This window comes from Dactylosporangium sp. NPDC050688, from assembly GCF_040654515.1.
Lineage (GTDB): Bacteria > Actinomycetota > Actinomycetes > Mycobacteriales > Micromonosporaceae > Dactylosporangium.
On the sequence record NZ_JBFAIC010000044.1, the window covers coordinates 33,415 to 46,907 of the forward strand.

The following is a 13,493-nucleotide window of genomic DNA, read 5'->3' on the forward strand; positions in this document are numbered from 1 at the left end:
GGGTCGTCAGTCAAGTCGGTGCTCGCAATCACGGGTCGGGTCAGCCACAGCCGACCAGACTTCCCGGCGCACCTACCCGCCACACTATCCGATCATCGCGCGGCGTGCCCACGTACGACCGCGACCATCACCGCCGCGCGGTTGCGGGCGCAGGCTGCGAGGTTCCTCGCCCCGGATATTGTGCCGTTGGCGTACCCTGTGCGCAGGTGCGCCGGGAAGTCTGGTCGGCAGTGGGATCGTCGTCGGTCAGAAAGGCTTTCGTCGTGGACACTGCGGTCCGATCCAGGTCCTTGGTCCGGCCCGACTGCGCCTGCCCGGGCCGACTGCGCCTGCCCGGGCCGCAGACGCCGCGGCGGTTGCAGACGACATCGACCGGCGGACCGACATCTCGAACGGCTGGCGGCGCGGAGCTTGGCCGCTGCGGACGAGACGGCGCGCATCCGGAAGACCGGGGCGGCTCGAAGCGAGCCATGCGGACCCTGACCCGATTGACACCCGCGGGGATGAAGCCTGCCGTCGAGATCTGCACTGCGCGCCGTGGGCGGGTGCCGCATGTCAGGCAAGCCGCGGGCGTCCGGAGGCGCATCGTCGGCCTGATCGCCGTCGTGGCCTTGAGTGGTGGCGTCGTGGGGTGCTCGGCGCGGTCCTCGACTCATGCCACGATCGACGTGGACGCTGCGGTCGCGTTGGCCGATCAACCCGTTCATGTGCGGGTGTCGGGGCTGCGGCCACGGCAGCGCGTCGTCGTTGCCGCGCAGGCCTCCGATGCCCAGGGAAAGGGCTGGCGTGGCGAGGCGACCTTCGTGGCGGACCACGACGGTGCGGTCGATTTGGATCGGTCCAGCCCTACCACGGGCACGTACAGTGGCACCGACGGCATGGGTGTGTTCTGGTCGATGCGCCCGGCCACCGGTGATCCTGACACGGCGTGGTTCAGTCCGGGCTATCCTGCTTCGCGCGGCGCGTTCGAGGTCCGGCTGACGGTGGCCGCAGACGGCCGGGAGATCGGTGCTCGGACCGTGACCCGGCAGTGGACTGCGGCCGGGGTGACCCACCGCACGCTGACGCCCGACGTCGACGGCATGGCGGGCGAGCTGTTCTCACCACCGGCCGGTGCCGTGCGCCGGCCCGGCGTCCTGCTGCTCGGTGGATCGGAGGGCGGCGTCGGGCGCCGGTACGATGCGGCGCTGCTGGCCTCGCACGGGTATCCGAGCCTTGCCTTGGGCTACTTCGGCGTGCCCGGCCTGCCTGCCGCGTTGCGCGACGTACCGCTGGAGTACTTCGTGACGGCGGCGGAGCTGCTGCGCGCGCAGCCGGGAGCCGACCCGGGTCGGGTGGTGGTCAACGGCTATTCACGCGGTGCCGAGGCGGCGCTGCTGCTGGCCGGGAAGTACCCCGGTCTCGTGCGCGGCACCGTGCTGTATGCGCCCAATGACACCGTCGTGCCGGGCTTCCCGGAGGGCGGCAATGCGTGGACGATCGGTGGAGAGCCGGTGCCGCGGACCGCGATCGCCGTCGACCGGGTCTCTGGTCCGGTCCTGGCCGTCGCCGGTGGTGAGGACCGGGTGTGGCGATCGGCGGCGCAAGCCCAGCGGATCATGCAGCGTCTCGATGACGCCAAGGTGACCGCCCCGCATCAGGTGCTGGTCTATCCGGACGCGGGCCACGGCGTCGGCAGCTTCCCGTACCTGCCTGCCGGTGTGGCGCAGTCGCACCCCGGCAGCGACTTTGCCAGGTCGCTCGGCGGCACCCGCGCCGCCGACGCCGCCGCGCGCAGCGACGGTTGGCCGAAAGTCCTCGCCTTTCTCGCCGCCGCCTGAACGGGCCGTCCGTTCAACGCGGTCGATGGGTCTTCCGCAGCCGCGGAGATCACCGTAAGATGAGTTCTGGTGCGCCGGGAAGTCTGGTCGGCAATGGTGATTGCCGTCGACCAGAGAGGCCCACGATCGTGGATGTTCCTGTGACCCACGCACAGCTTCTGACCGTCCCCGACCGGGCCTGCGCCGTGCTCGTTGCCGGGGCATCCTCCCAGGCGGCCGCGTCCGTCCAGCGCCGAGCGACGACAGCCCTCGCGGCCATCCGCACGGACGCAACTGACGGCGCGGCTCCATGACGGCATTCGTGGATGCCGCGCTGGCGTTTCCGACCGTCATGTTCAGTGTGCTGCTGCTCGCCGTTGTCGGCTACTGGGTGGTGGTGATGGTCGGCGCGCTGGACGTCGAGTCGTCCGGCGGCGGCGGCGATTCCGGTGATGGCGGCGTGCTGAGCGCGGTCGGGCTCGGTGGTGTGCCGATCACCGTCGCTGTCTCACTGCTGGTTGCGGTCGCATGGTTCACCAGTCTCAGCGCCGGCGCGCTGGTGCGCGGCGCCTACGCCCCGGCCGCCGTCCTGATCGCGGCGCTCGGCGTTGCCTGGCTCGTGACCCGGTTGGCCGTGCGCGTGCTGAGCCGGTGGTTCACCGCGGCGCCGGCCCCGTCCCGCGCCGATTTCGTCGGCCGGCCCTGCGTCATCCGCACCGGGTCGGTCACCGCGACGTTCGGCCAGGCCGAGGTGACGGCTGAGGACGGTTCCTCGGCGCTCGTCCAGGTGCGCCAGGCCGGTGACGACCGGCTGCGCGCCGGCAGCCCCGCGTACATCTACGGCTATGACGATACCGGCGAGTTCTTCTGGGTCGTGGAAGACCCGCGCACCCTCGCCTGATCGCGATCCATCCACGCCGTTCACCGCTGTCCGAGGCGCTTCGCGCTGCTCGGTGCCGCTCGGCGTTGCCGTGAAAGCTTTCCCACCGCCCGTCTGTGCTGCCGCATGCAAAGGAGTCATCGATGGACGTCATCACCACGGGGCTTGCCGTCTTCGTCGCCGTGATCGTGCTCGTCCTGCTCGGCGTCGTGTTGATGGTCGCCCGGCTGTTCCGCAAGATCGACCAAGGAAAGGCTCTGATCATTTCCAAGGTGCGGCGGGTCGACGTCACCTTCACCGGTGCCGTGGTGCTGCCGGTGCTGCACAAGGCCGAGGTCATGGACATCTCGGTGAAGACCATCGAGATCGAGCGCTCCGGGCACGAGGGTCTGATCTGCCGCGACAACATCCGCGCCGACATCCGCATCACGTTCTTCGTGCGGGTCAACAAGACGGCCGAGGACGTCGTCAAGGTCGCCCAGGCGATCGGCACGACCCGGGCGAGCGATCAGTCGACGCTGCAGGAACTGTTCAACGCGAAGTTCTCCGAGGCGCTCAAGACGGTCGGCAAGCAGCTGGACTTCGTGGACCTCTACACCAAGCGCGACGAGTTCCGCGACCAGATCATCCGGGTCATCGGCACCGACCTCAACGGTTACAGCCTCGAGGACGCCGCCATCGACTTCCTGGAGCAGACCCCGATGAGCCGGTTGGACCCGGCGAACATCCTGGACGCCCAGGGCATCCGGAAGATCACCGAGCTCACGGCGATCGAGCATGTGCGGACCAACGAGTTCCAGCGCAGTGAGCAGAAGGAGATCAAGCGGCAGGACGTGGACGCGCGTGAGGCGATCCTGGAGTTGGAGCGGCGGCAGGCCGAGGCGGAAATCCGCCAGGCCCGGGAGGTGGCGACGCTGCGTGCCCGCGAGGACGCCGAGGTCGTGAAGGTTCAGGCGGAGGAGCGGCTCAAGGCCCGCGGCGCGGACCTGCGCACCGACGAGCAGCTCGGGATCCAGCGGGAGAACCAGGCCCGTGAGATCGCCGTGGCGGAGAAGAATCGGGAGCGGGTCATCGCCATCGAGACCGAACGGATCGAGAAGGACCGCATGCTGGAGGTCATCGCCCGGCAGCGGGAGACGGAGCTGTCCACGATCGCGAAGGACAAGGAGGTCGAGGTCGAGAAGCGCGGCATCGCCGAGGTCGTCCGCGAGCGGATCGCGGTGGAGAAGACCGTCGCCGAGCAGGAGGAGCAGATCAAGCGGCTGCGGGTGGTCGAGGAGGCCGAGCGCACCCGCCAGGCGGTCATCATCCAGGCCGAGGCGGAGGCGCAGGAGGGTCTCGTCAAGGACATCAAGGCCGCCGAGGCGGCGGAGGCGTCGGCGAAGTTCAAGGCCCGCGAGGAGCTGGTGCTGGCCGAGGCGCGCCAGCAGACCGCCGAGCTCGACGCCCGGGCGAAGATCCGGCTCGCCGAGGGTGTGCAGGCGGAGTCCGCCGCCGCGGGGCTGGCCGATGTGCAGGTGCGGGAGCGCAGCGCGGAGGCCATCGAGAAGGTCGGCCGGGCCGAGGTCGCGGTCGAGCGCGACAAGGCCCTTGCCGCCGCGGAGGTGGGCCGGGCGAACGCGGCCGTGGAGCGTGAGCTGGCCCTGGTGGCGGCCGAGGCGATCCGCGAGAAGCTCAAGGGTGAGGCGGAGGGCCTCACCGACAAGGCCGCGGCCATGGCGCGCCTGGACGACGCGACCCGTCAGCACGAGGAGTACCGGCTGCGGCTGGAGATGGAGAAGGAGATCCGGCTCGCCGGCATCGACGCGTCTCGGCAGGTCGCCGAGTCGCAGGCGCGGGTGCTCGCGACCGGGCTGGAGAAGGCCGACATCGACATCGTCGGCGGCGAAAGCATGTTCTTCGACCGGCTGCTGGGCTCCATCACGATGGGCAAGAGCATTGACCGTTTCGTGCAGCACTCCGACGTCGCGGGCGCCATCGCCGAGCCGTACCTCAACGGCGGGGCCAGCCTCGGCCATGACCTGGCGCGGCTGCTGGGTTCGATGAGCACGGCCGACGTGGGCAACCTGACGCTCTCGGCGTTCCTGCTGCAGCAGATCAAGGCCGGCGGGTCCGACTCGGCGAAGCTCACGGAGCTCCTCACCGCCGCGCGGGACCTCGGTGTCGCCGACGCGCCGATGGCGTCCCTGGCGGCGGGGAAGCGTTGACCGTGGCACTGCAGACGAGCACGCCGGCGGCGGTGCCGCAGCCCGGCCTGGACGCGGGCACCTACGAGGTGCTCCGCGCCCGGCTGGCCGGGCAGGCGGCGGAGCTGGCCCGGCGGGCGGAGACGCTCAACGACCGCCGGGTCGAGGTGTTCGGCAGCGTCGAGCTGCGACTGCTGGGCACCGAGCGGATCCGCACCGGCAACCACTGCGTGCCCCGCGACATCGTGCCGGTCGGCGGGCTGATGCTGTTCGGGTACAACGTGTTCGTCGGCCTCAAACCGGAGACCACCGTCGAGGACGTGTTCGCCCTGCACGGCTTCGCCCGTGACGGTGACGGGTTCCGGTTCGACGAGCCGGCCCGCGACGAGCTGCCCGGCCTGCTGCGCGATCCGCAGTTCCAGCGCGACTTCAGCGAGCTGTACCGCTACTACAAGCAGACCCGGCTGATGCAGCTGCGCCGGTTCGACGGCCGGCTCCTCGCGGTGTTCCAGACCGGGCCGCGGGTGGACGACCTGCGGGTGCTGCGCTGGCGGGTCGCCGCCGACGGCACGGTCACCTACCTGGACAACCGGGGCGAGCGCGACCACACGTTCCCCGCCGCCCACGACTTCGAGTGGGTGCCGACCACCCGGGACCAGCACGTCCTCGGCCGGCACCCGCACATCTCCATTGAGGACGAGGTGTTCGTCGAGACGGTCGGCGGCAACCTCACCGTCAAGGTCGAGAACAACACCGAGACCGGTGAGGGGATCTACGCCGAGCCGGTCGACGAGCCGCTGCAGAGCCTCGCCGACGCCGACATCGCCTACGCCCGCGTCGGCGTGCTGATCCTGCTGCGGATCCTGCCGTACAAGGAGACGGTCACCCGGTACCTGGTGTTCAACACGCGAACCCGGGGCGTCGTCCGCCTCGACGGCATCGGCCAGGCGTGCCAGCGCCTGCCGGAGGACCACGGGATCATCTTCCCGGGCGGCTACCACCTGGACACCGGCGTGACGAAGACGTTCGACACCGAGGTGTCGGGCCTGGAGTTCGAGCGGGTGATCCGGTCGGCGAACGGGGAGGACGTGCTGTTCGTCTTCCACGCCCGGCAGGAGGGGCGCTCGCTGCTGCTGCCGTACAACGTGATCCGCAAAACGGTCGCCACCCCCATGTCGTGCCACGGCTATTCGCTGTTCGACGACGGCACCCTCGTGGTGTTCCGCGCGTTGTCCGACGTGCCGGCGCGGGTCCACACGATGCAGGTCTGGCACACGCCGTACAGCGCCGACGCGTACGCCGCGACGCAGCCCGCCGGCAGCGGGACGCTGGAGCGCATCGGCAACGCCGACCTCGTGCGTGGGGTGTCGGACTGCCTGTCGGTGGCCCGCATGGTCGAGGAGATGACCCCGACCGGCGCCGGGTTCGAGGCGATCATCGCCGCGTGTGTGCGCATCGCCGACGAGCACCACTGGCTCAGCGAGCCGGAGGCCGGCGACCTGCTCGGACGGTTGAGCGAGGTCCGGGCGACCGCCGCCACGGTCCTCGAGGAACACGAGAAGGTCCGCGACCTCACCGGGCGCGCCGCCGCGGCACTGCGGGTGGCCGCGGACAGCGTCGGGTCGCTGGTGCGCCGCTCACGTGGCGAGGCCCCGGCCGACGCCGACGCCTGGGTGCGCCGGCTCACCGAGCTGCACCACGCCCAGGGGCGCCTGGTGACGCTGCGCGAGCTGCGCTACGTCGACACCGCTCACGTCGACGAGCTGACCGGGCAGCTCACCACCGAGCTCGACGCCGCAGCCCACCGGGCCGTCGATTACCTGCGGCGCGAGGACGCGCTGGACGGCTACCACACCGAGATCGAGCGGCTCGCCGGCGACGCGGCGGCCATCGCGACGGTCGCGGCGGCGGCGCCGGTGGCGCGGCGCCTCGCCGAGCAGGCCGACGGCCTGCAGGTGATCACCGAGGTGGTCGGCTCGCTGAACATCGCGGACACCACGGTGCGGATCGGCATCCTCGAACGCGTCGGTGCGGTGCTCGGCGGCGTGAACCGGGCCCGGGCCACCCTCGACAGCCGCAGACGTGAGCTACAGGACCGGGAGGGCCGCGGCGAGTTCGCGGCCGAGTTCAGCCTGCTCGGTCAGGCGATCACCGGTGCGCTCGCCGTCGCCGACAGCCCGCACCGCTGCGACGAACAGCTCGGCCGGTTGCTGCTGCGACTCGAGCAGCTGGAGTCGAGGTTCGGTGCGTTCGACGACTTCCTCGCCCAGCTGGGATCGCAGCGGGCCGAGGTGTACGAGGCGTTCACGGCGCGCAAGCAGGCGCTGCTGGACGAGCGGTCCCGGCGGGCCGACCGGCTGGTCGACTCGGCCGAACGCATTCTGGGCAGTGTGAGCCGTCAGGCCGCGACCCTCGGTACCCTCGAAGCGGTCAACACGTACTTCGCCGCCGACCCGATGGCGACGAAGCTGCACGACATCACCGGCGCCCTGCGGGCCCTGGACGACCACGTGCGCGCCGAGGAGCTCGAAGGCCGCATCAAGGCGGCCCGCATGGAGGCCGGCCGGGCCCTGCGCGACCGGCTCGACCTGTTCACCGACGGCGGCGACGCGATCAGGCTCGGACGGCACCGGTTCGCGGTCAACACCCAGCCCGTGCAGCTCACGCTCGTCCCGCACGGCGACCGGTTGAGCTTCGCCATCACCGCGACCGACTACCGGGACCCGGTCCACGACGAGATCATCGAGGCGGCCAGGCCGTTCTGGGAGCAGCCGCTGCCGTCGGAGTCGCCCGAGGTGTACCGCGCCGAGCACCTGGCCTCCGCCCTGCTCGCCGGCGCCGACCCGCAGGCGCTGCACCGCGCCGCGGCGACCGGCGGCGGCTTGCTCGAGCTCGTCCGCCGTGCCGCGGAGCAGCGTTTCGACGAGGGGTACGAGCGCGGCGTGCACGACCACGACGCTGCCCTGATCCTCGAGCTGCTGCTGCGGCTGCACACCGGCGCCGGGCTGCTGCGGTATCCACCGGCGGCGCGGGCCGCGGCGCAGCTGTCGTGGTCTGAGGACGCTGCCCTGGTACGGCGGGCCGCTTCGCTCGCCCGCGCCCGCGCGCTGTTCGGCCGGCCGGCCGCGATCGACGACCTGTGCGGCGAGCTGACCGCGTCGATCGCGCGGTTCCACGCCGCGCACGGCCTGCCCCTGTCCGCCGGTGACGCCGCACTCGCCGGGGAGTACCTGTTCGAGGAGCTGGGCAGCGCGCCCGCCGGGTTCGTCACCAGTGCCGCCGCGCGGAGCATCGTCGCCGCGTTCCGTGCCGCGCTGGCGGGGGCGCGACGGGACTTCGAGGATGATCTGCGAGCGCTCGGCGACGACCCGGCCACCCTCGCGGCCCGGCACCAGCTGGTCGAGGCGTGGCTGACGTCATTCGCCGCGGGGACGTCGTTCGACGCCGCCGACCTGCCCGAGGCCGTGGCCGTGCAGGTGTGCGGGTCACGGCTGCCGCGCTACGACTCCTCCGCGTCGCTGACCGGCGAGGTGCCGGGGCTGCTCGGCACGCACCCGCGGATCGAGGCCCGGACCCTGGCCGTGCGCCTCGACGACCTGCTGTCGCGGACCCGGGCGCTGCGCACCGAACGGATGCCCGCGTTCCGGGCGTACCAGCGGCGCCGTGCCGAACTGGTGACCGCCGAACGGGAGCGGCTGCGGCTGACGGAATACGCGCCGAAGGTGATGAGCGGATTCGTCCGCAACCGGCTGCTCGACCAGGTCTACCTGCCGCTGATCGGCGACAACCTCGCCCGCCAGCTGGGCGCGTCCGGCGACGGCAAGCGCAGCGACCAGATGGGCCTGCTGCTGCTCATCTCGCCACCCGGGTACGGCAAGACGACCCTCATGGAGTACGTCGCCAACCGCCTCGGCCTCGTGTTCGTCAAGGTCAACGGCCCGGCGCTCGGCCACGACGTCACCTCGGTCGACCCCGCGGAGGCGCCCAATGCGACGGCCCGGCAGGAGGTCGAGAAGATCTCCTTCGCGCTGCAGATGGGCAACAACGTGCTGCTGTACCTCGACGACATCCAGCACACCTCGCCGGAGCTGCTGCAGAAGTTCATCTCGCTCTGCGACGGGCAGCGCCGCATGGAAGGGGTGTGGAACGGCCGCACCCGCACCTACGACCTGCGGGGCAAACGCTTCGCGATGTGCATGGCCGGCAACCCGTACACCGAGTCCGGGCAGCGCTTCCAGGTGCCGGACATGCTCGCCAACCGCGCCGACGTGTGGAACCTCGGCGACGTCCTGTCCGGCCAGGACGAACTGTTCGCGCTGAGCTACATCGAGAACGCACTCACCGCCAACCCCGTGCTGGCCCCGCTGTCGACCCGCGCCCCGGGCGACGTCGAGCTGCTGGTGCGGCTGGCCCGCGGCGACGAACGGGTGCGCACCGATCAGCTCGGGCACCCGTACGGGCAGATCGAGCTCGACCAGATCCTGGCGGTACTGCGCAAGCTGCTCCACGTCCAGCAGGTGGTGCTGACCGTCAACCGCGCCTACATGGCCTCGGCCGCGCAGGCGGACTCCTCACGCACCGAGCCGCCGTTCCGGCTGCAGGGCTCCTACCGCAACATGAACAAGCTCGCCGAGCGGATCGTGCCCGTCATGAACGACGCCGAACTGGAGGCGGCGATCGACGACCACTACGCCGGCGAGGCGCAGACGCTGACCGACGGCGCCGAGGCGAACCTGCTGAAGCTCGCCGAACTGCGCGGCCGGCAGAGCGAGGCTCAGGTCCTTCGCTGGGCCGAGGTGAAGGCCGGCTACGTGCGCCGGCTGGCGCTGGGCGGGAGCGAAGACGATTCGTTGACCCGGGCGGTGGCGGCCGTCGGCGTCCTGGCCGACCGGATCGGCGGCGTGGAGTCGGCGATCGACCGTGCCGCAGCCTCGCGCTGATCGTCGCCGGCAAGGTCGGGGGGCTTGAACCGCCCCGGTACGATCGCCCACGCGATTCAAGATCGCGTTGCGTCACCGTACAAGCTGATCAGGAGCGCTGCACATATGACGTCCCAGCCGCAGTACCACGCGCGTTCGCTGGCCCTGGCCGGGCGGACCGCGGAGACTTCACCCGATGCCGTCGCGGCGATCGACCGGTTCGCCGCTGTGCGCGGCTTCCCGTTGCCCGCGTCGGTGCGGGAATGGTATTCACTCGCCGCCGGACACGAGACGCTGCGCAGGTTCAGCAACGAGGACCGCGTGTACGCGGCCCACGAGCTGGGCCGGCCGGAGCGCTACTGGCCCGGCGGCGAGCCCGACCAGGAACGCGACTGGGATCCGGTCGCCGAGCGGCAGCTGCTGCCGTTCATGATCGAGAACCAGGGAGTCTGCTATTGGGCGGTCCTGCTCGACGGCAGCGACGACCCGCCGGTGATGATCTCGTTCGACGATCTGGAACCCACCGACGAGTGGACGAGGCTCACGGCTTCGTTCTCGGATCTGGTGTACAGCCGGATCTGGGACCACCAGGCGATGTGTGGCGCCAGGACGCTCCGGGCCCCGGTCGCGAGCTTCGACCCGGCGACCTGGGCGGGCCTCGGCTCGCAGTTGGAGCAGCGGCCGGCGGACAGCGACGGCCAGCGGCACCGGTTCGCCGGCAGCGCCGACGACCAGCGGGTCCTGCTGGAGAAGGACGCGTGGGGCACCACCGGCCAGTGTTACCTGTGGGCGGCCAGCGACGACCTGCTCGTCGACCTCGTCACCACCGTGCGGGCGTCCAGCGGCCTGGCGATGCAGGTCAGCCCGCACTGGGGCAAGGAGGCCCTCGACCGCATCGGCCATCGCCTGGAAGCCTGAACCGCGTGGCCGCCGATCACCCGGGGCACCACCACCACCGCTGAGCGAAACCCGGGTCACTGGGCGGCCTCGGCCGGAGCGCGCCGGGTCGGGCCCAGCACCGCGTACACGAGAAGCCCGCCGGCCGCGAGCACACCCGCGGTGATCGCGGCCGGCCGGTTGCCCGGCGGCTGTACCTGCCAGGTGGCGACGTCCGCCCAGGTCTTGTCGGGCAGGGCGACGGTGATGCTGGCCAGCGTCCAGGCGATCGGCGGGAACCAGGACCGGGCCACGCCGACCGTCGCGGCGCCGAGGGCGGTCAGCCCGGAGAGGCCGGCCGCGTCCCGGACCACCAGCCAGGCCGGGCCGAAGCGGGCCCCGGTCGCCTGCGTGACCAGGACCAGCAGGACGACGACAGCGAAGGCGACCAGCACGTGCGCGGCCCGCCGGGGGAGCCACGGCAGCGAGCCGGTGCGTTCCAGCGCGTCGTCCGGGCCGCCGAGGGTGGCGGTCAACGTGGCGACGGTCAGCAGTACGGTCAGGATCACCATCGGCACGTCCACGTCCCGGTCGTCGGAGAAGGCCGACCACAGCGCCCACAGCAGTGCGACGCAGCCGGCGGCCAGGATCAGCGCCAGCGGTGCCTGGCGGGAGCGCAGGTAGAGCGTCAGCCACCTCATGCGGTGCCCCCGGCCAGCGCCTCGGCGAGGTCCCCGCAGGCCAGGGCGGCCTTGCGCACCGCCGCGACCCGGTCGATCGCCGCCTGTTCAGGCAGGGCGTGCAGGCCCGCCCACACGCTGTGGATGTCCGCGTCCGGCTCGGCCGCCGCGGCCGGTGGTTCCTCACCCATCAGCCAGTGCGCCACGGCGATGCTCACGGCCGGGTCGAGGCCGTCCGGGCAGGGGGCCTCACTCATGCCGCCCGCGTACAGCATGCGCATCGCGAAGGAGTCGGGGTTGAGCAGCCGGCCGTCGCCGCCGATCTCGATGCGGAACATGACGGTGTCGGCCCGGTACGGCTGCACGTGCTCATCGAGGAACGTGTTGACGTCCTCGACGGCGGAGGTGGGCGGATCCGGCAGCCTGGCCAGCAGGCGGAGGGCCTCCCGGGCCCGTGGGGTCACCACGTCCAGCAGCCCGGCGTGCGCCCGGCTCACACAGACCCGGGGGCTGCCCTCGGCACAGACCAGTTGCTGCGCGACCCGGTCGATCGGTGAGTCGACGTAGGCGCTGCCCTGCGGGATGACCGCGAGGGCGGCGCCCGCACCCAGCAGCAGCGGGATCAACGCCGCGACCCGGGTGAGCCGCTTGCCGGCGGCGAGCAGCACCGTGCCGGTCACCGCGACGCCGGCCAGCCAGAGCGCCTGCGCGGCGCTGACCCGGCCGGACACGGTGCGGAAGTCACTGAAGAGCCCGATGCCGCGCGTGGGTGAGAGCATGGCGGCCAGCCACGTCCGGCCACCCAGCACCGGCGGGGTGAGGATGAGCAGCACCGCGATGCCCGCCACCGCCACCACCGGGGCGGTCGCCGGCGACGGCACCAACCGGCCGATCGCCATGCCCAGCCAGGCGGCCGCGACCAGCGACAGCGCCCCCACGGCCACGACGGCGAAGACGGCGGTCGGAAGGTACCGGGCCGAATGGGCGATCCACGGCACCGTCGTCGCGGCCACCACCAGGTAGCCGCTCGCCGCGGCGACCGCCATGACGGCCAGGGTCGGCGCCACCCGCTGGGGGAGCGGCCGGCTGGTGCTGGCGAACAGCTCCGCCACGTTTGACCGCTGCTCGCGGCGGGACTGCCAGGCGCCGGCCGCGAGGGCCAGTGGCCACAGCAGGATCAGGTACTGCCGCTCGGCCATGGCCACCGGCATCCACCCGTACGCCCACACGTCCGGGGCCGAGTACAGCAGGCCGACGCCGGCGACGAGAAGGACCAGGAACAACGCGCCGGCGGAGGAGCGGCGTAGCTCGGTGCGCAGCACGCGGGTCACCGGACCTCCTCGGCCCGGTGCCGGCGCAGCAGTGCGGAGTAGCCCCGCTCGGCCGGGCTGTCCCCGGCGTCGTCCGGCCCGCCCTCGGCGACGAGACCGTCGGGGGTGCCCTGGTACACCAGCTTCCCGCGGTTGATCAGGATGACGTCGGTACACGCGGCCACCACATCCTCCACCAGATGTGTGGAGACCAGGACGCAGCTGTCGACGCCCAGTTCCCGTAGCAGGGTCCGGAAGTCCAGCCGCTGCTCGGGGTCGAGGCCGACGGTGGGCTCGTCGAGCAGCACGACCTCCGGGCTGTTCACGATCGCCTGGGCGATGCCGGCCCGGCGCAGCATGCCGCCGGACAGGGTCTTCATCCGGGCATCGGCCTTCTCGGTGAGACCGACCCGGTCGATCGCCCGCTGCACCGCGTCGGGGATGGCCGGCCCGGGCATCTCCTTGAGCCAGGCCAGGTACTCCACGAACTCGCGTACGGTGAACCGGGGGTAGAAACCGAACTGCTGCGGCAGGTACCCGAGGCCGCGGCGGACCAGCCGCAGGTTGCCGCGGCCGTCGACCGGCTGCCCGAGCAGCTGCAGCCGCCCGTCGGCCGGTTTGACGACCGTGGCCAGGGCGCGCATCAACGTGGTCTTGCCGGCCCCGTTCGGGCCGAGCAGCCCGTGCACGCCGGTACCGAGGGAGAGGTCGAGCCCGTCGACGGCCAGGTGCCGGCCGACGCGGACCCGCAGTCCTTCGGCCTGGACGGCCCACGGCGAGATGGTCGGGGCGGTCTCGGCCGCGCTCACCGAACGCATGTCATGGTCCTCCGCTTTCTCGAAA

The 13,493-nt window shown here is 71.8% G+C and carries 8 protein-coding genes; 5 read left to right on the top strand and 3 right to left on the bottom strand.

The window, feature by feature from the left end; genetic code table 11:
• Nucleotides 1–503 precede the first annotated feature (503 nt).
• The 5 genes from AB0H83_RS33100 (at nucleotide 504) to AB0H83_RS33120 (ending at nucleotide 10,702) form a co-directional block, all read left to right on the top strand.
• On the top strand, nucleotides 504–1,820 hold the full coding sequence (locus tag AB0H83_RS33100) for an acyl-CoA thioesterase/bile acid-CoA:amino acid N-acyltransferase family protein (RefSeq protein WP_360101927.1): 1,317 nt from the start codon (nucleotides 504–506) through the stop codon (nucleotides 1,818–1,820).
• A gap of 289 nt (nucleotides 1,821–2,109) precedes the next feature.
• Complete coding sequence (locus tag AB0H83_RS33105; RefSeq protein ID WP_360101929.1) at nucleotides 2,110–2,700, top strand: hypothetical protein; 591 nt, start codon at nucleotides 2,110–2,112, stop codon at nucleotides 2,698–2,700.
• A 122-nt stretch (nucleotides 2,701–2,822) separates the two neighbouring features.
• Nucleotides 2,823–4,886, top strand: a complete 2,064-nt coding sequence (locus AB0H83_RS33110) for a flotillin family protein (RefSeq protein WP_360101931.1) — start codon at nucleotides 2,823–2,825, stop codon at nucleotides 4,884–4,886.
• Nucleotides 4,887–4,888: 2 nt separating this feature from the next.
• Nucleotides 4,889–9,805 (top strand): DNA repair ATPase, encoded by a 4,917-nt coding sequence (locus AB0H83_RS33115; RefSeq protein ID WP_360101933.1) that lies wholly within the window; start codon nucleotides 4,889–4,891, stop codon nucleotides 9,803–9,805.
• 105 nt (nucleotides 9,806–9,910) lie between these two features.
• Nucleotides 9,911–10,702, top strand: a complete 792-nt coding sequence (locus tag AB0H83_RS33120; RefSeq protein ID WP_360101935.1) for an SMI1/KNR4 family protein — start codon at nucleotides 9,911–9,913, stop codon at nucleotides 10,700–10,702.
• A 56-nt stretch (nucleotides 10,703–10,758) separates the two neighbouring features.
• Here AB0H83_RS33120 and AB0H83_RS33125 read toward each other — a convergent pair whose 3' ends face one another.
• From AB0H83_RS33125 to AB0H83_RS33135, 3 genes are read right to left on the bottom strand one after another with little or no spacing between them, the layout of a single operon-like run.
• Complete coding sequence (locus AB0H83_RS33125) at nucleotides 10,759–11,361, bottom strand: hypothetical protein (RefSeq protein WP_360101937.1); 603 nt, start codon at nucleotides 11,359–11,361, stop codon at nucleotides 10,759–10,761.
• On the bottom strand, nucleotides 11,358–12,671 hold the full coding sequence (locus AB0H83_RS33130; RefSeq protein WP_360101939.1) for a hypothetical protein: 1,314 nt from the start codon (nucleotides 12,669–12,671) through the stop codon (nucleotides 11,358–11,360). The genes AB0H83_RS33125 and AB0H83_RS33130 overlap by 4 nt, the downstream gene beginning before the upstream one ends.
• The gene (locus AB0H83_RS33135; protein WP_360101941.1) at nucleotides 12,668–13,468 is read right to left on the bottom strand and encodes an ATP-binding cassette domain-containing protein; all 801 of its coding nucleotides are present in this window, start codon (nucleotides 13,466–13,468) and stop codon (nucleotides 12,668–12,670) included. The genes AB0H83_RS33130 and AB0H83_RS33135 overlap by 4 nt, the downstream gene beginning before the upstream one ends.
• Nucleotides 13,469–13,493: the final 25 nt, after the last annotated feature.